The 19,220-nt window shown below is 66.1% G+C and carries 19 protein-coding genes and 1 pseudogene; 9 read left to right on the forward strand and 11 right to left on the reverse strand.

Features of this window, described 5'->3' with window-relative positions; genetic code table 11:
• The first annotated feature begins 336 nt into the window (after positions 1-336).
• A complete protein-coding gene (locus tag AC1RQF_RS09285) occupies positions 337-1,524 on the forward strand; it encodes a beta-propeller fold lactonase family protein (protein WP_273996307.1) in 1,188 nt (395 codons plus the stop codon).
• A gap of 45 nt (positions 1,525-1,569) precedes the next feature.
• Here AC1RQF_RS09285 and AC1RQF_RS09290 read toward each other — a convergent pair whose 3' ends face one another.
• From AC1RQF_RS09290 to AC1RQF_RS09300, 3 genes are all read right to left on the reverse strand, one after another.
• Positions 1,570-1,941 (reverse strand): MAPEG family protein, encoded by a 372-nt coding sequence (locus AC1RQF_RS09290; RefSeq protein ID WP_273996308.1) that lies wholly within the window; start codon positions 1,939-1,941, stop codon positions 1,570-1,572.
• Between the two features lie 144 nt (positions 1,942-2,085).
• On the reverse strand, positions 2,086-4,008 hold the full coding sequence (locus AC1RQF_RS09295) for a collagenase (RefSeq protein ID WP_273996309.1): 1,923 nt from the start codon (positions 4,006-4,008) through the stop codon (positions 2,086-2,088).
• 178 nt (positions 4,009-4,186) lie between these two features.
• Complete coding sequence (locus AC1RQF_RS09300; RefSeq protein WP_273996310.1) at positions 4,187-4,684, reverse strand: hypothetical protein; 498 nt, start codon at positions 4,682-4,684, stop codon at positions 4,187-4,189.
• Positions 4,685-5,080: 396 nt separating this feature from the next.
• Between AC1RQF_RS09300 and AC1RQF_RS09305 the strand changes: the two genes are divergently transcribed.
• The 3 genes from AC1RQF_RS09305 (at position 5,081) to AC1RQF_RS09315 (ending at position 8,454) form a co-directional block, all read left to right on the forward strand.
• On the forward strand, positions 5,081-5,869 hold the full coding sequence (locus AC1RQF_RS09305) for a sulfite exporter TauE/SafE family protein (protein ID WP_492871853.1): 789 nt from the start codon (positions 5,081-5,083) through the stop codon (positions 5,867-5,869).
• An 87-nt stretch (positions 5,870-5,956) separates the two neighbouring features.
• Positions 5,957-7,636, forward strand: coding sequence for a CehA/McbA family metallohydrolase domain-containing protein (locus tag AC1RQF_RS09310; RefSeq protein ID WP_492871854.1), 1,680 nt, complete (start codon positions 5,957-5,959; stop codon positions 7,634-7,636).
• A 104-nt stretch (positions 7,637-7,740) separates the two neighbouring features.
• Positions 7,741-8,454 carry a GNAT family N-acetyltransferase gene (locus AC1RQF_RS09315; RefSeq protein ID WP_492871855.1) on the forward strand — a complete coding sequence of 238 codons (714 nt, stop codon included), beginning with the start codon at positions 7,741-7,743 and terminating at the stop codon, positions 8,452-8,454.
• A 36-nt stretch (positions 8,455-8,490) separates the two neighbouring features.
• Here AC1RQF_RS09315 and AC1RQF_RS09320 read toward each other — a convergent pair whose 3' ends face one another.
• The gene (locus tag AC1RQF_RS09320; RefSeq protein WP_273998377.1) at positions 8,491-9,039 is read right to left on the reverse strand and encodes a TetR/AcrR family transcriptional regulator; all 549 of its coding nucleotides are present in this window, start codon (positions 9,037-9,039) and stop codon (positions 8,491-8,493) included.
• A 155-nt stretch (positions 9,040-9,194) separates the two neighbouring features.
• Between AC1RQF_RS09320 and AC1RQF_RS09325 the strand changes: the two genes are divergently transcribed.
• Complete coding sequence (locus AC1RQF_RS09325) at positions 9,195-9,716, forward strand: DinB family protein (protein WP_273996313.1); 522 nt, start codon at positions 9,195-9,197, stop codon at positions 9,714-9,716.
• A 39-nt stretch (positions 9,717-9,755) separates the two neighbouring features.
• On the opposite strand, the gene AC1RQF_RS09330 is transcribed toward AC1RQF_RS09325, so the two are convergent.
• A complete protein-coding gene (locus tag AC1RQF_RS09330; RefSeq protein ID WP_492871856.1) occupies positions 9,756-10,382 on the reverse strand; it encodes a hypothetical protein in 627 nt (208 codons plus the stop codon).
• Here AC1RQF_RS09330 and AC1RQF_RS09335 point away from each other — a divergent pair.
• Positions 10,381-10,800 (forward strand): PPC domain-containing DNA-binding protein, encoded by a 420-nt coding sequence (locus AC1RQF_RS09335; RefSeq protein WP_273996315.1) that lies wholly within the window; start codon positions 10,381-10,383, stop codon positions 10,798-10,800. The two genes, AC1RQF_RS09330 and AC1RQF_RS09335, sit on opposite strands and share 2 nt — an antisense overlap.
• 112 nt (positions 10,801-10,912) lie before the next feature.
• On the opposite strand, the gene AC1RQF_RS09340 is transcribed toward AC1RQF_RS09335, so the two are convergent.
• Positions 10,913-11,440 (reverse strand): ATP phosphoribosyltransferase regulatory subunit, encoded by a 528-nt coding sequence (locus AC1RQF_RS09340; protein WP_492871857.1) that lies wholly within the window; start codon positions 11,438-11,440, stop codon positions 10,913-10,915.
• 658 nt (positions 11,441-12,098) lie between these two features.
• On the opposite strand from AC1RQF_RS09340, the gene AC1RQF_RS09345 reads away from it, so the two are divergent.
• Entirely contained in the window at positions 12,099-12,950 is an 852-nt protein-coding gene (locus AC1RQF_RS09345) for a hypothetical protein (protein WP_492871858.1), read from the forward strand.
• Positions 12,951-13,046: 96 nt separating this feature from the next.
• Here AC1RQF_RS09345 and AC1RQF_RS09350 read toward each other — a convergent pair whose 3' ends face one another.
• From AC1RQF_RS09350 to AC1RQF_RS09365, 4 genes and pseudogenes are all read right to left on the reverse strand, one after another.
• Entirely contained in the window at positions 13,047-13,433 is a 387-nt protein-coding gene (locus AC1RQF_RS09350; protein WP_492871859.1) for a MerR family transcriptional regulator, read from the reverse strand.
• A 242-nt stretch (positions 13,434-13,675) separates the two neighbouring features.
• Positions 13,676-14,320: a GAD-like domain-containing protein gene (locus AC1RQF_RS09355; protein ID WP_273996319.1), complete on the reverse strand. Its 645-nt coding sequence runs from the start codon at positions 14,318-14,320 to the stop codon at positions 13,676-13,678.
• Complete coding sequence (locus AC1RQF_RS09360) at positions 14,317-14,592, reverse strand: polymorphic toxin type 15 domain-containing protein (protein ID WP_492871860.1); 276 nt, start codon at positions 14,590-14,592, stop codon at positions 14,317-14,319. Before AC1RQF_RS09360 ends, AC1RQF_RS09355 begins: the two co-directional genes overlap by 4 nt.
• Before the next feature lie 169 nt (positions 14,593-14,761).
• Positions 14,762-14,881: pseudogene (locus tag AC1RQF_RS09365) on the reverse strand (transposase); the annotation flags it as partial.
• A 294-nt stretch (positions 14,882-15,175) separates the two neighbouring features.
• Here AC1RQF_RS09365 and AC1RQF_RS09370 point away from each other — a divergent pair.
• Both AC1RQF_RS09370 and AC1RQF_RS09375 read left to right on the forward strand, forming a co-directional pair.
• Entirely contained in the window at positions 15,176-15,961 is a 786-nt protein-coding gene (locus AC1RQF_RS09370; protein ID WP_492871861.1) for an alpha/beta fold hydrolase, read from the forward strand.
• 152 nt (positions 15,962-16,113) lie between these two features.
• Positions 16,114-16,911 carry a transporter substrate-binding domain-containing protein gene (locus AC1RQF_RS09375; RefSeq protein ID WP_273996320.1) on the forward strand — a complete coding sequence of 266 codons (798 nt, stop codon included), beginning with the start codon at positions 16,114-16,116 and terminating at the stop codon, positions 16,909-16,911.
• Positions 16,912-16,993: 82 nt separating this feature from the next.
• Here the strand turns inward: AC1RQF_RS09375 and AC1RQF_RS09380 are convergent.
• Positions 16,994-19,220, reverse strand: a 2,227-nt coding sequence (locus AC1RQF_RS09380) for a beta strand repeat-containing protein (RefSeq protein WP_492871862.1), incomplete at its 5' end; no start/stop codon positions are given.

The following is a 19,220-nucleotide window of genomic DNA, read 5'->3' on the forward strand; positions in this document are numbered from 1 at the left end:
GTCGCGGGTTCGATTGACGCACCCGTGCCGGTCGTCAAGCCGCGTCGCGCACGGACGCGCTAAGCACAAGGTGCGCGCGTGGCTCGATGTCCTCAAGGCGCATCCGGCTGCGCGGGACGGCGGCGCGCCGGCCGCGCGCGTGACTGGCGCGGGTTCGATTGACGCACCCATGCCGGTCGTCAAGCCGCGTCGCGCACGGACGCGCTAAGATCCTGCTCGGCCTCGCCGTCCGGCTGTGCTGATCGGCCTCGCGCCGCAAAGCCCCACGCGCGCGGCCGCCCGCTCGATCCTCGCCCCATGCGACCCAGATTCGACCAACGACAGGGAGGCTTCACCATGCATGCATCCGTCACGCGCGCATTCCGGCTCCGCGCACTCGCCGGCCTGACGCTCGCGGCGCTGTCCATCGGCGCGCACGCCGCCGACTGGATCGTCTCCGGCAACGACGGCAAGTATCAGCGCGTCGCGGGGCGCGACACCTACCTGCCCGACCCGCCCGCCGACACGCTCACGCTGCTCGATGCGAGCGTATTCCCGCCGCGCGTGAAAACCCAGGTCGACGTGGAAAACGGCATCCAGGGTCCGCCGCAGGCCGTCGCGATCACGCCGGACGCGCGCGTCGCGCTGGTCGGCGCGCCGACCCGCTACGATCAGGCGGCCAAGCAGCTGTTCTACGATCCGTTCCTGCAAGTGGTCGATCTCGACGCGACGCCGCCCGCCGTCACCCGCATCGATCTCGGCGCGCATCCGCAAGGCATCGCGATCGATCGCGCCGGGCGGCTCGCGCTCACGGCGAATCTCGACGGCAAGGTGTCGGTGCTTGCCATCGACGGCCGCTCGGTGCGGCTGCTCGACAGCCTCAAGATCGGCGCGAAGCGCCTCGCCGGCATCAGCTTCACGCACGACGGCCGGCACGCGCTCGTCTCGCTGCGCGACGAAGGGGGCGTGGCCGTGCTCGACGTCGACGGCACGACCGTCACCGACAGCGGCGTGCGCCTGAGCGCGGGCGTCGCGCCGTACACGGTCGACGTGTCGAGCGACGGCAAGTGGGCGGTGGTCAGCAATGTGGGCCTGGCGGGCCTGCCGGGCTACACCGGCAAGCTCGCGGGCGACGCCGACACGATCACGCTGATCGACGTGTCGCATGCGCCGTTCCGTGCGGTCCAGCACCTCACGGTGCCGTCGCTGCCCGAGGGCGTGGCGATCTCGCCCGACGGCAAGTGGATCGGCGTGCAGGCGATGGACGGCTCGAACCTGACGCCGGACAACCCCGGCCGGCACACGCTCGGCAAGGTGCTGCTGTTCGCGATCCGCGACGGCCGCGCGGTCAAGACCGCCGAACTGCCGGGCGGCGAAGCCGCGCAAGGCATCGTGTTCACCGCCGACAGCCGGCACCTGATCGTGCAGTTCAACGTCGAGCGCCAGCTCGCGCTCTATGCGGTCAATGGCGGCAGGCTGCGCGACACCGGCGAGCGCATCGCGCTGACGGGCGGGCCGTCGTCGCTGCGCACGACGCCGCGCTGAGCGGCGCCGGACGCGCGCCGGACGACGCGGCGACGCCGCGTGCGGTCAGGCGCCCGCGACGAACAGCCAGACGATGCAGACGATCCCGACGAACCACACGAGCGAACGCACGGGCGCCCAGTTCAGCAGGTACAGCAGGCCGTGCAGCACGCGGGTGGCGACGAACACCATCGCGAGCAGGTCGACGCGCTGCGGATTCGCGCCGTTGTGCCACGCGACGACGAGCGCCGCCGTGAACAGGGCGAGCGCTTCCCAGGAGTTCTGGTGCGCGGCGGCCGCCCGGGCGCGCCAGCCTTCGAGCCTGGCCAGATAGCCGCGCGGATCGCGGTTGTCGTAGCCCTTCTGCGACTTCGCGCAAATGGTCCAGACGAACGGCAACAGCGCGACGATCAGCAGGCAGGTCTGCGAGATGTTCATGGCTACGTCTCCCTATCGTTACATCGTTGAATGTCAAAATAGGGCAGAGCTTAGCATCCCGCCTCCCTGCCCGCGCACCCGCTTTCTAGACGTCCGCCTCTGCCGCGGCGCGCCATTTCGGCGCGAGGCGGCGGCGGACGCGGCTCAGGGCTGCGGCGGCTCGCCCGCGGTGGTCGCGGTGCGCGCCCAATCCGCGAACTCCTGGTCGTAGCGCGGCGCGAGATCCGCGAGGTAGGTCGCGTAGCCGTCGTAGTCGCCGCGCCGGAAACGCGCGACGATCGTGTCGACTTCGGAGCGATGCCGCTCGAACATGAAGCGCGTGGCCATGTAGCCCCAGCGATAGGCGCGCGCGACATAGTCGGCCGAGGCATAGCGCGTCTTGACCACCTCCGAGAAACGATAGCGGCCGCTGCGCGCCGCCTCGATCGATTCCGCGTTGTCGTTCTTGCGCGACAGGTACTCGGCCACGCCCTCGATCCACCAGACGGTCGGCTGGGCGGTGCTCACCGCGAAATCGCCGGCCATGTCGAAGCGGCCGTCGAGATAGTGCGTGAACTCATGCTCGAGGTTCCAGACCTTGAACGCCGGACGCAGCCACGACGCCTCGTGCGCGATGAAGCGCGCCTGATTGCCCGGCTTGGCCGGATCGCCTTCCAGGTACATGCCGCCGTTGTCCGTGCTGATGCCGTACAGCACCGACGCGTACTTGCGGTAGTTGTCGTAGTCGCTGAACACCACCAGTTCGATGGTCTCGTTGCGATCGTTGGCGACCGGCTGCCGGTTGGTCTTCAGCATGCGATGGAAGTAATCCTCCTGCTTCGCGACCGTCGCGCACACCGACTGCATCTGCGGCGTGGTCAGCTGCTGCGCGACGACCCGGATGTGCGCGTCGCAGGCATAGCGCTGCGTCAACACCGCGGCCGACAGCTTGCCCTTGTAGTCGCACACGCCGTAGTCCGCGCAGTGCTCCGGATCGCCGTACTGCACGGACTCGGCCGCCGCGAGCCACAGGTCGCTGTCCGGGCCCGTCATGCTGGTCGATGCGAGCAACTGCTGGATCATCGGCTTCACGCGCGGCTGCTGCGCCGGATAGCGCAGGAAGCGGAAGGTTTCGCGCGCCGCGTCGGCGAGCTGGTACGCGGCCCGCGTACCCAGCAGGCTTGCACGGTTCGCGGTGACGAAGCGGTTCAGCGTCTCCGGCAGCGACGCATCGCTGCCGAGCACCGCCGGCGCATCGGCGCGCTGGTGCGCGTAGAAGAACACCGTGAGCAGGCCGGTGAAGCCGCCCGCCGCGCTCGTCTGCTGCAACGGCGCGGCCGCCTGCGGATTGGCCGGGCTCGCCGTGTACGCGGCCACGCGCGCCTTGAGCTGCGGCACGTAGTAGACCTCGTCCTTCATGTTCGTGATCAGCTTCATCAGCTCGCTCGCCGTGCTCGGCGCGCGCGGATTATCGCGGAACAGCGCCTCGCCCTCGATGCTCTGGCGGATGTACGGCCGCAGCGCGACCGCCAGCCCCGGCACCTGGTCGGCGACGCCGCTCACGTCGTATTGGTAATAGGCCGAACGCAGGTAGATCAGCAGGTTCACGAGCGCGAGATTGCTCGCGTCGTAGCGGTACAGATCCTGCACGAGGCGGCTCGCCACGGCGTGCACGTTCTCCCCGCTGAAGATCTTCGCCGCGAGCGTCTTGTCGACCGAGAACAGCCCGTAATGGCATTCGTAGTCGGGCAGGTTCACGACATAGTCGGCCAGCGCCGCGCCGCGATAACCCGCGAGCGCGTTCATGTCGCGGCACCCGTCGTCGGCCGCCGCGCTGCGCTTGCTGCGCAGGCCCGACTGGCGCGGCTGCGTCGACTGTTGCAGCGTCGCGCGGTCCTGCTTGCTGAGCGGCAGGTTGTAGGCGGCCTGCTCCGGCGACAACGGCAGGTTCTGCGGCGCGCGCGGCATGCGCGACTGCGGCGCCCGCGCGGGCGCCGTGTCGGCCGCGGCCGGCGCGCTGAGCGCGCCCAGCACCGCGAGCGCGGCCGCGCCGCGGCTCGCCGCGCGCGCAAACGTTGTCATATTCATGCATGCCCTCTCTTTGTTTTTTAATGAGAGAGCGAATCTATAACGTTGGAATCCTTGCCGTCAATTTCATTACGGCACATTACATTGAATTTTCAATCTAGATCAATAGCGTGATGGATTAATCGATCGAATTATTCAATATTTTAGAAGCACACTATGCGGATTGCCGTTTTTTCGATCAGCGATCCGTATCCGGCCGCGCATACTCCGCCGCAATCCATTTCAGCGCGTTCTCCTGGCTGAGCCGGTATCCCGCCGACACCCGCACCCGCGCGAGCGACGTGCCGTCCGCCGCGCTGGCGCCGAGCATCGCGTGCGGATCGTCTTCGTCGGGCACGATGTCGAGCGTGACCTGCACTTCCTCGCCGTCCGTCCACACGATCAAGGACTTGTGCAGCATCGCGTGACGCTGCTGCTCGTGACGCCGCAACACCTCCGACGCCGTCTTCACGAGCGTGCGGAAGGCCCCCGAATCGAGCGGCTTCGGGTTCTTCTTGTCGCGGCCCATGGTCCACGGGCCGACCAGCGCGGGCTCCGCCTCGCCGTCGCGGATCATCTCGACCGCCCAGCCGTCGTCGTCCTCGTTCTTGATCACGCGCGCGGTCCAGCCGTCGTCGCGCCACAGGCCGCTCTCGTGAATCACGTCGTCGTCGCCTTGAAAATCGGTATCGCTCATGGGTCGGGGAATCGTCGTCAAGCGCCCGCGCGCGGGTCGCGCATGCGGGCAAAGGCATGATTTTACCCGCCCCCGCGCTCCTGCCGGCGCCGCACGTTCCGGCGGCGCATGCATCCGCGCCGCGCGACGGCCGCGCATCCCCCCGCGCGGATAACGGGTATTCGAATAAAACGCAGGGATTCGCTTATTCTTTTTCCGCCGGATACGCGGATTTCTCCAATCAAAATGTAATTTAATCCGGCCTGCGTGATTGCCTATCCTCACTGAGTCGTGATTTCCCCGCCGCGATCCGAGGCGAATCCGCCGCGCCCCACCAGCGGCCCCGCCCCGGCATCGCTCCGACTGACCGCGCATGGGCCACGCCGCCACGCGCCCTTTCGCCGAGCCGCGCGCCCCATGACCTTTCCGATGCCCGTTGCCGATCCGCTGTTCTACCTGATCGCGTTTCCGACGATCTTCGTGATCGCCTTCTCGAAGGGCAGCCTGGGCGGCGGCTTCTCGCTGATCGGCGTGCCGCTGCTGTCGCTCGCGATCAGCCCGGGCAAGGCGGCCGCGATCCTCGCGCCGAGCATCTGCTTCATGGATCTGTTCGCGATCCGCGCGTATCCGCCCAGCACCTGGGACAAGGAGAACCTGAAGATCCTCGTGCTGCCGCTGATCCTCGGCATCGGGCTCGGCATGCTGTGCTTCCGCTTGCTGAACGACCGCTACCTGCAATTGCTGGTCGGCCTGCTGACGCTCGGCTTCGTCGTGAACTGGTTCGCCAGGATGCGCGCCCAGGCGCGCGCGAGCCACGGCGGGCCCGCCGCGCGCGTCGCGCCGAACCGCAAGGTGGGCGCGATCTGCGGCCTGCTGTCGGGCTTCACCACCTTCGTCGCGCACTCCGGCGGGCCGCCGATCTCGTTCTACCTGCTGCCGCAGAACCTCGGCAAGGCCGTGCTCGCGGGCACCACGATCCTGTTCTTCTTCATCGGCAACTACGTGAAGCTGTTCGGCTACATGAGCCTGCACCTGCTCGACGGCACGAGCTGGACCACCGCGCTCGTGCTGACGGTGGTCGTGCCGTTCGGGATCGCGGCCGGCAAGGCGCTGAACGATCGCATCAGCCCCGCGCGCTTCACCGCGCTCTGCTACCTGATGCTGATCCCGACCGGTGGGTATCTCGTCTATCACGCGCTGGCCTGAAGCGGGGCGGCCCGGCTTACGGACCGATAACATCGCTGTCATTTTGTAAGCGTAGGCTGCGGACCTTTCGTTCCCGTCGATCGCCTCATGTCCGCCCCGCTTCGTTTCATTCCCCGCCCCGCGCTTCGCCGCCCGCTCGGCCTCGTCCTGGCCACGGCCCTGCTGCTCACCGCCTGCCGCGACGACGACCCGCCCGCCCCCTCCGCAGCGACGCCACCGCCGACCCGCCCGGCCGATCCCGGGCCCGGCACGCCGACGCCGACCCCGGTGGCCGGCCGCTGGACCACGGGCGACCTGCATGTCCACACGACCCAGTCCGACGACGCGCAGACGCCGCTCGACACCGTGCTCGACCAGGGCCTGACGAAATCGAACCTCGACTGGATCGCGCTGACCGACCATCTGCGCGTGTCGCATCGCGATCACACCGGCGCAACGCTGCCGGACAGCGCCGGCATACCGATGTCGCAAGGCATCCGCGACGATCAGCTGCCGCGCATCAGGCAGTTGCAGGCGGCCGGCCGCTATGCAGACAAGCTGATCTACTCGGCCGCCGAATGGGACATCCCGACCCACGACCACGGCAACGTCGGCATCTTCTCGGGCGCGCCGCTCGCCCCCGACGCGCAGGCGCTCAATCACTTCGAGTACCTGTTCACGAACCGGCCGGCCAGCCAGTTCGCGCCGGCCGACGTCGCCGCCTGGGACGCGGCCGACGCACGCGCCTACACCACCCACGACGACGCCCTCGCCGCGCTGCGTTGGTTGCACGCGCATCATCCCGACACCAGCTACCTGCTGTTCAATCACCCGTCGCGCTCGGCCGACAAGTACAAGGCGGCCGACTTCCGCGCCTTCAACGACATCGCGCCGGACATCGCGTTCGCGATCGAGGGGCTGGTCGGCAACCAGATGGAGCCGGACCGCGGCGGCTACAACAGCGCGTACGTGCCGGCCAACCTGAAGGCGCGCACCTACGGCGGCGCGGACTACGTGGTCGCGCAGGTGGGCGGCGTATGGGACGCGCTGCTCGGCGAAGGCCGGCGGATCTGGACCATCGCGGATTCCGACCATCATTTCAAGGTGTCGCCGGACAATCGCAACAGCAGCGGCTACTACCCCGGCGAGTACGCGAAGACCCATGTCTGGATGACCGGCAACGGCCTGCGCGCGCTGCTCGACGGCCTGCGCTCGGGACGCGTGTTCGCGGTGTTCGGCGATCTCGTCGACGCGCTCGACTTCCAGGCCGCCGACGGCGCGAACCGCGCGCAGATGGGCGGCGAGCTGACGGTCGCGCCCGGCCGCACCGTGCGCCTGACGCTCCGCTTCAAGAGCCCGTCGCGCAACAACATGGAATTCACGGTCGGCAGCAGCGCGAGCGCGAACGTGCAGCCGGTGGTCGACCACGTCGACCTGATCGCGGGCGACGTCGCGCCGCGCGCGCTGCCGGGCACGCCCGGCTACGACAAGGCGACCAACGACAGCACGAAGGTGATCGCCACCTTCACGAAGGCCGACTGGCAAACCGACCGCGACGGCTACCGCACCGTCAGCTACGACGTGGTCGCGACGAAGAACCGCTACTACCGGCTGCGCGGCACCAACCTCGGCGTCAACGTGCCGGGCGAGACGCAGGACGGCAATCCGCTGCCCGACGCGCGCGTCGACAACCCCGACAACGCGCAGCGCTTCAACGCGATCAACCTGCGCAACTACGGCGACCTGTGGTTCTACTCGAACCCGGTGTTCGTGACGGTCAAGGGCTGAGGGCGGGTGGCTCCAGGCCGGCCGGGGCGGCTGGCTCTATTCGCGCGCTGAATAGCCCGGTATCGTGTGATTCGGTTTCTCGTTCACCGCTGTCAGGATCACCGATGCGCACCAACGAATACAAGCAGCCGATCGGCCCCGCGCTCGACGGCTGGACGCCCCGCCCCCGCCCCACCCGCGTCACGCTCGCCGGACGCCACTGCACGCTCGAACCGCTCGACGCCGACCGCCACGCGGCCGAGCTGTATGCCGCCTACGCGCTCGCGCCGGACGGCCGCGACTGGACCTACATGACGGTCGGGCCGTTCGCCGACGCCGCCGGCTATCACGCCTACGCCGCCCGCGTGCAGGCCGGCGACGATCCGCTGCATTTCGTCGTGCGCGACGCGCGCAGCGGGCGCGCGGTCGGCACGATGGCGCTGATGCGGATCGATCCGGCCAACGGGGCGATCGAGGTCGGCTCGGTGTCGTTCGCGCCGCCGCTGCAGCGCACGCGCGCCTCGACGGAAGCGCATTACCTGCTGATGCGCCATGCGTTCGAGACACTCGGGTATCGCCGCTACGAGTGGAAATGCGACAGCCTCAACGCACCGTCGCGCCAGAGCGCGGTGCGGCTCGGCTTCAGTTTCGAGGGGATCTTCCGTCAGGCGCTCGTCTACAAGTCGCGCAGCCGCGATACCGCGTGGTACGCGATCGTCGACCACGAATGGCCGGCGCGGCGCGCGGCGTTCGAGGCGTGGCTCGCGGACGGCAATGTCGATGCGCAGGGGCGGCAGCTGCGCTCGCTCACCGAGGTCCGGGCGGCGCTGGGGGCGTAGGTGGACCGCTGTGGCGTCGAACCCGGGCGCCGCCGCTCAGTTCGCCTGCTCCAGGTAGCGGCACACCAGGCCGACGAGTTCGCGTTTCAGCTTGGGCCGCGCGAGAACGCCGCGCCGGGCCGCGTTGTGGATCACCCCCTCGACCGCCGAGGACAACACCTGCACCCGCACCGCATCGACCTTGGCGCCCGCCGTACCCTGATACGCCGCCATCACCGCGCCATAGCCGCGCAGGTAGGCCTCGTGAAACGCGTCGACCGAGGATTGCGCCTCTTCCGAACAGGGCAGGTCGAGCAGCGTGCGGTGCAGCGCCGGATGCTCGTCGTGAATCGCGATCATGTCCGTCACCAGGCCCTCGACCCGGCGCCGCGGGCCGCGGCTGCTTTCGCCGGCGCGCCGCAAGACCGCCAGGACGTCGTCGAAATGCCGCTGGCGGATCGCATCGATCAGGGCGATCTTGTTCGGAAAGTATTGGTAAAGCGAACCGATGCTGACGCCCGCCACGCTCGCGACCTCGTTGGTCGTGAAACCCGGCCAGCCCCGCGCATCGAGAATGCGAGCCCCCGCGATGATGATCGCCTCCACGGTCGCCCTGGAGCGGGCTTGCCGTGGCGCTTTGCGCATCGCCGCGCCGCGCGCGGAAACACGAGTGGACATGCGGCCCTCCCTCGTCGATTATGTACACCGGGCTCACATTTTATTAGGACGTGGAGACAGATGCCATGAGTGCAGGCGAATTGATGTCACGGATGCTTCGCTATCAGGCGTGGGCGAATCAGGAAATGCTGAACGGAATCGCGGAGCTGGACGCCGCGCGGTTTCCCGACGAGCGCCGCATCACGCTGCGCGCGATGAATCATTGCCTCGTGGTGGGCAAGATCTTCGCGGGCCATCTGCAGGGCGAGCCGCACGGCTTCGCCGCGAACAACACCCCCGACACGCCCACCCTCGATGCGCTTCGTTCGGAACTGGCGGCGCTCGACAGCTGGTATCTCGACCACGTGTCCCGGGTGACGCCCGCTGGCTTGTCGCAGGCCGTTCCGTTTACCTTCACCGACGGTGACGACGGCTGCATGACCCGGGAAGAGATGCTGACCCATGTCGTCCTGCACGGGACCTATCACCGCGGCGAGGTGGGCCGGATCCTGACGCAGGTGTCGGGGCGCTCCGATACGGCCATGCGCATGCCCTGGGACACCTATGCCGTGCATCTCCATCAGGACGATCCCGCGCGGCGGCGACACGGCAAGACAACCGCGTAACGCGCGCGGCTCATGCGCGGGTTTCAACGCCGCTGCCCCTCACACGCGGCGCGCGCCGGTCTCGCGTCGCGCGCTCGATCCGCGCAGGGCGACGTGCGCGAGGCCCAGCACGGCGACGAGAAACGCCACCTGGGCCAGATAGAACGGCGCGAGCCATAGCCCGAGCCGGGCGACGTAGCCGGTGTTGTGCAGCACGTCGCTCACGATCACCCACACCGTCAGCCATACCCCGGCGCGGGGCCGCGCGAACAGCAGGACGGCGGCCAGGGGATCGAGAAAGGTCAGCGCATCCCAGTAGAGGCGGCTGAACAGCGGGACGTCGATGCCCAGGCCGTAGTCCCACAGCCAGCCATGCCGGACGATCGTCAGGCCGTGGTTGAACGTCGCGCCGAGCAGGCACAGGGCGAACAGCGTGCGGATGACGATCGATGCGCGCGGCATGCGGTGAATCCTCGTGGGGGTCTCGTCGTGTCGTGAGGTCGACATGGTGGCCGATTGCGCGGCGTTCTGCACACGCCTGTGTCGCGCCTGACGGCGTCCGCGCATCCGGAAAGCGAAAATCAGGCAGACTCTCATCGGTCGATCGCGCGTTCCTGACGGCATCCCTTCCCGATCGGCCTCCGCTTCATGACTGACGTCATGGCTGACGAACAGGTGACCGAGCATGCGAATCCATCCTTTGCGCCTCGCGCCCGGCGACGACGTGCGCGCCGCCCTCGAACACGCGCTGCGCGAGCAGGCGCTGCACGCGGCGTTCGTGCTCCAGGGCATCGGGAGTCTCAGCATCGCCGAACTGCGGTTCGCGGGCGCGGAAACGCCCACGACACTGCGCCGCGATCTCGAGATCCTGAGTCTGGCCGGCTCGGTTTCGCCCGACGGCGCGCACTTGCACATGTCGGTGGCCGACCCGGACGGGCGCGTGTACGGCGGTCATGTGGCGCGCGGCTGCCGGGTCAGGACGACCGCCGAGATCCTGCTCGCGCTGCTGCCCGGGCACAGCTTCGCGCGCGAACGCGATGACGGGACCGGGTATCCGGAGCTGGTGATCCGGAACAAGGGGGATGACGATGAGGGGCCGGTTTGATTCGCGTGTCTTGCGGTCCGTTCGCCCGCGCTCGGTATCGTTGATGCCCCCTCCCGCCGGGCCCTCATCGGGCCACGCGCTCGGCCACGAGCCGGCGCGCAGCCCCTCGCGGCTACAGTAGACCTTGATTCGTCATCGCCAGCGCCAGCCGCTCCGCGCCGATGCCGAAGCCCGCGCCTTCGCGATACGCCCCGCCCCCGACGACCTGTTGCTGTGCGCCCAGTTCGGCGCAGCGGATCTCGAAGCCCCGTCCGTCCAGGTAGTAGCTGAGCCCTCGCCTTGCCGAGCGGTCGATGTCGTAGCGCACGCCCAATGCATCGAGGAAGCCCGTCGCAAGCGTCTGGCTGCGCGCCAGGGCACGCTCGGGATCGGGGCCGAGGCATTCGAAGCCCAGTTGCAAGAACTCGCGATAGCGCCCGGCCTGCGGCCGCTCGTAGCGATAGCATCGCGCGACATAGAACAGCTGCCGCTCTCTCCGACGCCCCAGCAACGCCGCGCAGCGCTCCTGGAACAGCGCCGTCGCCTCGGGAATGAGGCAGCACGGGCGTCCCTTCTTGTCCGGAAACGCCCACATCTGGCCGATGATCTCGCTGCCGCCGGCCTTCTCGACAAACGTGTCCTGGGACCACAAGGCCGGCACGATCGCCTCTTCCGCCCCGGCTTCAGTGAAGGTAGCTCCGGAAACGGTTTTCGAGCGCGCGCATGCGGGCGGCTTCCTCGCCCACGACAAAACGGGTTCCACGGATCATGGTCATGTCGGTTCTCCTGGTAGCGGACATAAAAAAAGGCGCCGAAGGCGCCTGGGTCGTTGTGAGCATGAAGGGGATGGACTGATTGCCTCCCTGCCTCCTGCTATGGACGTAACGAACCACGGCGCGATGGAATGTCGGCGTGGTGGTGATGAAGCGCGATGCGCATATCGAAGGTGTCCATGCGCCGATACTCCCATAGGCGGTTTTGCTTGTAAACCTCGCATCGTATCGGCGCGCGTCGCGCTTTTCCCCGCAATCGTCAGCGGTCGAACGACGGCATCCCGGTATCGAAGCCGCCGCAAGCCGACGAGTCCGACGGCGGTTTCGCCACGCGTGCACGAGGCCCTGAATACCCGTGAATATATATTCAACCCAATTTCATCAACCAAGGAACGGTTCTCGTCGAATCTTGCATTGACGGTACTTGCCAAGCCGGAGCAAAAAACCAAAAAGAACGCACGGTCACCGACATTTCGGAATTCTTACTTAACATGGTTCTCGCTGTGCTGAAAACTTCGTGTCGATAATCTTCCCGAGGAGATCGCAATGTCGAGATTTTCCATTTCGCATATGAAGTCAATCTGCCTGAGTATTGCCTGCACCACCGTATTGCTGTGCCAGGCCCCGCAGACTTTCGCCGCCGGCGAGCCGTCGAATCTTCTTCCGAACGCGGGCTACGATTACGCCGCGTCTCAAAGAATCGCCGCCCATGCGCTGACGGGTAAGGATGCGCTGAAGGAATTGCTGCGGAAGTACGGCCTGTACCAGCGCGCCGTTGCCGACAAATCGGGATTGAGCCCGTTCGACAATGCGAGCGATGAAGTCGCGGCCAGCTACAACAAGGTGATCGCTACCGGCGCGGAGGATCGTTTGGCAAGCCAGAACACCGATCAGGCCGGTTCCTCCCCGGGCGACATCCTCACCTACACCTGGCTGGAACGCGGTGAATATCAAACAAGATCGCTTATATATGGCGCTGGGGCTGGCGCTAACGCCTGGAATGAATACAAGCCGCTGAGCGGCGTATTGAACACGGGCATCACCCGGAAGGCAGTGAAAGCCGGCAGCGTCAATGCGGCCGCGAGCACCAATACAACCGATCTGTTTGGAATCCAATTCCGCTCCAGTACCGTAGTTCAATACATCGGCAATACCGGCGCCGGCACGCGGGACTACAACGTGACGTTCACGAGAGGCACCAACACGATCAACGTCACCATCCCGCTGACCAAGAAAATCGCTGCCTTGTATTTGCAAGGCGTCACCGTTCTTGGCACGACTCAGGTATATGGGATTGGCACGAGTGTTCTGGTGGTCCAGCTTTCATGGAACGGCTCCGAGCCGCTCGGTGGCGGCGCGAACGTGCTGGTCGTTTACAGCGACGCCGCTTGCCCGTGATGCCGTGTCAGCCGAGCCAGACACGCGTCCTGCCGCCGTAAGCGGCAGATACGCCGACGGCGGCCCACATGGACGCGCAGCATCGGGCCACCCTGCTCAATCCAGCGGCGGAATCCGTCCTTCGCTCAAGGTCTTCAACAGCCGCGCGCGGCGGCGTTCGAGATCGGCGATCTGGCGTTCGATGGACGCGAGCCGCCTGCGTTGCGCGTCGGTGGTCTCGGTGCATGCCTTCGCGCCTTCGATCATCCGCATGCAGTCGGGAAAGGAACGGATCTCGACCAGACTGAAGCCCGTCGCGATCATGCGCTGGATCTGCCTGACCTGCGCCACGGCCGCGCGCGGAAACACCCGATAGCCGTTGCCCGCGCGCGCGGACGTGAGCAAACCCTGTTCGTCGTAGTGACGGATCGCGCGCACGCTGACGCCGGTCGCGCGCGCGAGTGCGCCGATGCTGAGCGGGTTGGGGGTGACGGAGTCGGGCATGAGTAAGGTAACGTCTGGTCACATTCTCACCAACGGCCCAAAGGCGCAGGCAAGCGCTGCGAAGGCGAGATAGTTGCCCTCGAGTTTGTCGTATCGAGTGGCGACACGATGAAGATGCTCGACCAATTCGTGCGCGCCCGAACAAAGAAAAGGTCATCGATGAAAACTCCAAAGTCCTCGTCCCTCATCTCGGCGACTTCCTCTGCAGACTATTCGTCAGTCATCTTAACGGTTGTGCTTTATCAGATCGGGGTGTTCAGGAATGGGATTTTCGGCGGCGCAAGCTGCCGCAAGATCGTCAAATGAACATCCAGATTGACCTTTTTCAGATGATCGAGACTCATTTGACCACCGGCAATCAGAGCCGGCTCAAAACCATACATCTCGTTCGACTCAAGCGGTCCGAGCTTGCCAGCAGCACGTTTGAATAGCGGCAGCTTGGCCTCGTCCTTAAAGTCACATTCGCTCAACGTTTTGGCACCGAAAAATGTCTGAACACGAAAGTCGGGATTCTTGAGCGGCCCCTTCAAGTCCTTTTCCAGAGCAATAAGAGAATGCGTCGGGCATGAAACCGTCAAGCTCGGCCCCGTTTTCTCACCCCATGCATACAACTTCCCGAACGCCGTTCGAGCGATGACGTGATAGCTGTCGACTTCTTCAAAGATCGTATCCTCCAGCCACATATCGAGAACGTCTTCATATTCATCCGGATTCACGATCCAGAATAAGCCGTTCGAGTAGCCCGCCCAACCTTCGTCGGACCAGTACTTCAGAAGTTGATCGGGCAACTTCTTCTCGAACTTATCAATGCTTGCTTGAGGCACCTCGATACGACTCGTGGCTTCCCCAAAATTTTCGATAAACAGCTCAAAATCTTCGTCTCTCATCTCATTCCCTTTCCGCGACAAGGCTCTAGCTTGACGTTCATCAAGGCGTCACCCTTACCGCTCGAAATGGCGTCCTTCGCCCCTCCCTCCATGGTTGAGAGGCGATCGCCCTGGTTCCAACTCCCACCAATCGAGGAATTGACACTCGAGCTTCCCATGCGAGTCGGATCTGGATGCGCCCAGCCACCTGCAACCATATCTGGCTCATGCAGCGCTGCAAGCTTGCTTGCAACTGTATTGGCTCGCTCGCCGCAGTCATAGCTTACCGTCAAGAAAAATCACGACCACCTCATTACCGATCTGCGGAATCTGAATCATTCCGAATCCGCTAGCGGCCCAAGGCTGCCCCCCGTATCGACGTACGACTCACTGCTTAACTGGCTACAAAATGCCGCCTCAGGTCACATTTGCCGGCAATCACCACGCCCGTGCGCAGATCCTTGGCAAATCGCGCCACGGGCAGCCCGTTCGGTCGATCCAGAGAACAGCTTCGACAAACCAACGATTGTCCGCCTCCACACGTCCTGGATCGCCGTCCTTGCCCAGCAAAACCGATTCGATTTACGCCCATACCTCGCCACTCAGGAACGTTCGAATCACCTTGACTAGCTTGTGCAAAAGACAAAACTCATCGAATGTAAACCGGCACTAACACCTTTTCGCTTGACCCTCACATGGGCGTGAGGGTTGAGAGTGGGGCTCCTCGTCATCCGAATGGAATCCCGCTCATGTTCTCCCGTCTCTTCTCTTCAAGGCTCCTCGCCCTGCTTACCCTGGGCGCGTTGATGGTCGCGTCAACGGCGGCCAGCGCCCAGCCCCCCGACCCGGACCTGGACAGTCACCGCGCCGGGCGGCGTGACGCTCGCCGTGCAGGAAGCCGGCAACCCCGACGGCCCGAGCATCATCCTGATCCACGGGCTGCTCGGCAGCCGTTTGAACTGGGATGCACAACTGAACAGCGCTCAACTGCGGCGCTATCGCCTGATCACCTACGATCTTCGCGGCCACGGGCTCTCGGACAAGCCGGCCGGCCTCGACGCCTACCGCGACGGACGCCGCTGGGCCGACGATCTGGCGGCCATCATCCGGGCCTCGCACGCGCGCCGCCCGGTTCTGGTCGGCTGGTCGCTCGGCGGCGCGGTCATCTCGAACTATCTCGCGGCCCACGGCGACGGCGAAATCGCCGGCGCGGTGTACGTCGACGGCGTGATCGAACTGAAGCCCGATCAGATCGCGCCGCATCAGCAGGTGTATCGCGACATGACGTCCGCGGACCTGAAGACGCATCTCGACGGCGAGCGCGCGTTTCTCGAACGCTGCTTCCACACGCTGCCGGACCCGGCCACTTTCGCGCGATTGCAGGCGAGCGCCGCGATGGCGTCGTGGGATATGCAGCGCGCGGTGCCGTCGATGAGCGTCGATGCCTCCGGGGGGCTTGCCCGGGCCAAGGCGCCGATTCTGCTGATCTACGGTGCGGACGATGCGCTGGTGAACCCGGGGCCCGCGATCGCCCGGGCCAAGGCGTTGAATCCGCGCGTCCGCAGCCTGCTGTATCCGGATGTGGGGCATGCGCCGTTCGTCGAAGCGCCGGATCGCTTCAATCGCGACCTGGCGGGATTTGTCGACGCGGCGGCGCGCTGAGGGAATGCGCCGCGGCACCCGGTCCGACCGACGCCCCGCGCCTCGCTCAGGCCGCCTGATTGTTTTCCGGATTCCCATCGCGCCCCCAACGCGCGACAATCCCCCCAGCCGGCCCCAATCCGGCCCTGGCTTCCCCTTCCCCCGGAGATTGCATGAAACCGCTGTCCGTCCTGTTTTCCACCTGCTGCGCGGCTGTCGCGCTGAGCCTCGCCGCCCCGGCCGCGCATGCGGCCGACACGCTCGATTCCGTCAAATCGAGCGGTGTGCTGAAGATCGGCATCGAGGGCACCTACCCGCCGTTCGGCTATCGCAATGAAAAGGGCGAACTCGAGGGCTTCGACATCGACGTCGCGCGCGCGCTCGCCGCGCGGCTCGGCGTGAAGCCGCAGTTCATCGCGGTCGAATGGAGCGGGATCATCGCGGGCCTCCAGGCCGGCAAGTTCGACGTGATCGTCAATCAGGTGACGATCACGCCGCAGCGCCGCGAGGCGATCGATTTCAGCCAGCCCTACCTGTATTCCGCCGCGCAGCTGATCCAGCGCGCCGACGATCCGCACGACTACGGCGCGCCCGGCGCGCTGAACGGCCGGAAGATCGGCGTGACGCTCGGCACCAATTTCGCCGACCTCGCGAAGACGATTCCCGGCGTCACCGTGCTCACCTACCCCGGCGCGCCCGAAAAGCTGCGCGACGTGGCCGCCAAACGCGTCGACGCGAGCATGGACGACCGCCTCATGCTGCCCTACCTGATCAAGACCTCGAACCTGCCGCTGAAACCGGGCGCGACGGTCAAGGGCGGGGAGACGCAGATGGGCATCCCGGTCCGCAAGGGCAATCCGAAATTCTCGGCGGCCGTCGACAACGCGCTCAATACGCTGCGCCAGGACGGCACGCTCACGAAAATCTCGGTGCGCTGGTTCGGCGCGGACTATACGAAGCCGGGCGCATAAGCGCCCGCCCGCGGCGCGCGATCGATCCGCGCGCCGCCTCGACGCCCGGGCCGCCGGACCCGCGCGCGCCCGGGCCGCTTCGTCAGGGCTTCTGCCAGCTTGCCGCCAGCACCGGCCCGAGTTGCTGCGCGATGGCGGCCGGCAAGCTCGTCTGCCCCGCCGGCGGCGGCGAGAACGCCGCCATCGCATCGACCAGATTCGCCACGCGCGTATCGTTCAGCACCTTGCCGTCGCCGGCCTCGAGCGTGTGCACGTGGCCGGAGCCGCTGTACCAGCCGTTCAGGGTCAGCGCGTCGGTGGTGCCGATCACGTCCACTTCGAGGTTGTTGCCCACGCGGCGCAGCCACAGCTGGTCGCTCGCGACGCCGCTGCCGAAACGCACCACGTCCTGATTCAATCCGCCCGACTTGCTGGGCGTCTCCGTCAACGATACGCGCCCGGTGCCCGGATTCACGATGAACGTGTCGATGCCCGCGCCGGCGTTCAGCGTGTTGTTCCTGCCCACCGTGATCGTGTCGTTGAGGTTGCCCGCGTTGATGGTGTCGCCCGTCGCGCCGACGATCCGGTTGTTCACGCCCTGCAAACCGTTCAGATACTGGTTGCCCGTGCTCGTATCCGTGAACACCAGCCGGTCCGCCACCGCCGCGTAGTTCCAGCTCGTGCCGTCCGCGAACATCAGCTTCGGCCGGTTCGCGCCCTGGCTGAAGTAGCCGGTGATCTTCAGCTGATCGCCGCCGCCGAAGCCCAGGATCAGGTTGTTCTGCAAGTCGCGCGTGATCTGCGTCGCCTCCGCCGCGATGCCCGCGCCCAGCTGCACCACGTCCTGGTTCACGCCGCCCGACTTGCTTGACGTCTCGTTCAACACCACCTGCCCCAGGCCCTTGCCGACGATGAACGTATCGACGCCCGCCCCCGCATTCAGCGTATTGTTCCTGCCCGCCGTGATCGTGTCGTTCAGGTTGCCCGCGTTGAGGGTGTCGCCCGCCGCGCCGACGATCCGGTTGTTCACGCCTTGCAGGCCGTTCAGGTACTGGTTGCCCGCGCCCGTATCCGTGAACACCAGTTGATCCGCGATCGTCGCGTAGCTCCAGTTCGTGCCATCCGCGAACACCAGCTTCGGCCGGCTCGACGCCTGGCTGAAGTAGTTGGTGATCTTCAACTGGTCGCCGCCGCCGAAGCTCAGGATCAGGTTGTTCTGCAGATCGCGCGCGATCTGCGTGCCGGCGGCCGTGATGCCCGCGCCCAGCTGCACGACATCCTGGTTCGCGCCGCCCGACTTGCTCGACGTTTCGTTCAGCGTCACCAGTCCCAATCCCTTGTTGACGATGAACGTATCGACGCCCGCGCCGGCATTCAACGTATTGTTCCTGCCCGCCGTGATCGTATCGTTCAGGTTGCCGGCGTTGAGGGTGTCGCCCGCCGCGCCGACGATGCGGTTGTTCACGCCCTGCAAACCGTTCAGGTACTGGTTGCCTGCGCTCGTATCCGTAAACACCAGTTGGTCCGTGATCGTCGCGTAGCTCCAGTTCGCGCCGTCCGCGAACACCAGCTTCGGCCGGCTCGACGCCTGGCTGAAGTAGTTGGTGATCTTCAGCTGGTCGCCGCCGCCGAAGCCCAGGATCAGGTTGTTCTGCAAATCGCGCGTGATTTGCGTGCCCGCCGCCGTGATGCCCGCGCCCAACTGCACGACATCCTGGTTCGCGCCGCCCGACTTGCTCGACGTCTCGTTGAGCGTCACCTGCCCCAGGCCCTTGTTGATGATGAACGTATCGACGCCCGCGCCGGCATTCAGCGTGTTGTTCCTGCCCGCCGTGATCGTGTCGTTCAGGTTGCCGGCATTGAGGGTGTCGCCCGCCGCCCCGACGATCCGGTTGTTCACGCCTTGCAGGCCGCTCAGAGACTGGTTGCCCGCGCTCGTATCCGTGAACACCAACCGGTCCGTCACCGACGTGTAGTTCCAGCTCGTGCCATCCGCGAACACCAGCTTCGGCCGGCTCGACGCCTGGCTGAAGTAGTTGGTGATCTTCAGCTGGTCGCCGTCGCCGAAGCCCAGGATCAGGTTGTTCTGCAAATCGCGCGTGACCTGCGTGCCCGCCGCCGCGATGCCCGCACCCAGCTGCACCACGTCACGGTTCGCCCCTCCGGACTTGCTCGACGATTCGTTCAGCACGACCGTTCCCAGGCCCTTGCCGATGACAAACGTATCGATGCCCGCGCCGGCATTCAGCGTGTTGTTCCTGCCCGCCGTGATCGTGTCGTTCAGGTTGCCCGCGTTGAGGGTGTCGCCCGCCGCCCCGACGATCCGATTG

The sequence above is a fragment of the Burkholderia sp. GW821-FHT14F03 genome, from assembly GCF_058803765.1.

Bases quoted from the DNA above. Each gene is read 5' to 3' on its own strand.
- AC1RQF_RS09295 (WP_273996309.1), bottom strand. From the start codon at position 4,008: ATGAATATGACAACGTTTGCGCGCGCGGCGAGCCGCGGCGCGGCCGCG.
- AC1RQF_RS09375 (WP_273996320.1), top strand. From the start codon at position 16,114: ATGAAACCGCTGTCCGTCCTGTTTTCCACCTGCTGCGCGGCTGTCGCG.
- AC1RQF_RS09290 (WP_273996308.1), bottom strand. From the start codon at position 1,941: ATGAACATCTCGCAGACCTGCCTGCTGATCGTCGCGCTGTTGCCGTTC.
- AC1RQF_RS09345 (WP_492871858.1), top strand. From the start codon at position 12,099: ATGTCGAGATTTTCCATTTCGCATATGAAGTCAATCTGCCTGAGTATT.
- AC1RQF_RS09355 (WP_273996319.1), bottom strand. From the start codon at position 14,320: ATGAGAGACGAAGATTTTGAGCTGTTTATCGAAAATTTTGGGGAAGCC.
- AC1RQF_RS09335 (WP_273996315.1), top strand. From the start codon at position 10,381: ATGCGAATCCATCCTTTGCGCCTCGCGCCCGGCGACGACGTGCGCGCC.
- AC1RQF_RS09350 (WP_492871859.1), bottom strand. From the start codon at position 13,433: ATGCCCGACTCCGTCACCCCCAACCCGCTCAGCATCGGCGCACTCGCG.
- AC1RQF_RS09285 (WP_273996307.1), top strand. From the start codon at position 337: ATGCATGCATCCGTCACGCGCGCATTCCGGCTCCGCGCACTCGCCGGC.
- AC1RQF_RS09310 (WP_492871854.1), top strand. From the start codon at position 5,957: ATGTCCGCCCCGCTTCGTTTCATTCCCCGCCCCGCGCTTCGCCGCCCG.
- AC1RQF_RS09315 (WP_492871855.1), top strand. From the start codon at position 7,741: ATGCGCACCAACGAATACAAGCAGCCGATCGGCCCCGCGCTCGACGGC.
- AC1RQF_RS09305 (WP_492871853.1), top strand. From the start codon at position 5,081: ATGACCTTTCCGATGCCCGTTGCCGATCCGCTGTTCTACCTGATCGCG.
- AC1RQF_RS09330 (WP_492871856.1), bottom strand. From the start codon at position 10,382: ATGCTCGGTCACCTGTTCGTCAGCCATGACGTCAGTCATGAAGCGGAG.
- AC1RQF_RS09300 (WP_273996310.1), bottom strand. From the start codon at position 4,684: ATGAGCGATACCGATTTTCAAGGCGACGACGACGTGATTCACGAGAGC.
- AC1RQF_RS09325 (WP_273996313.1), top strand. From the start codon at position 9,195: ATGTCACGGATGCTTCGCTATCAGGCGTGGGCGAATCAGGAAATGCTG.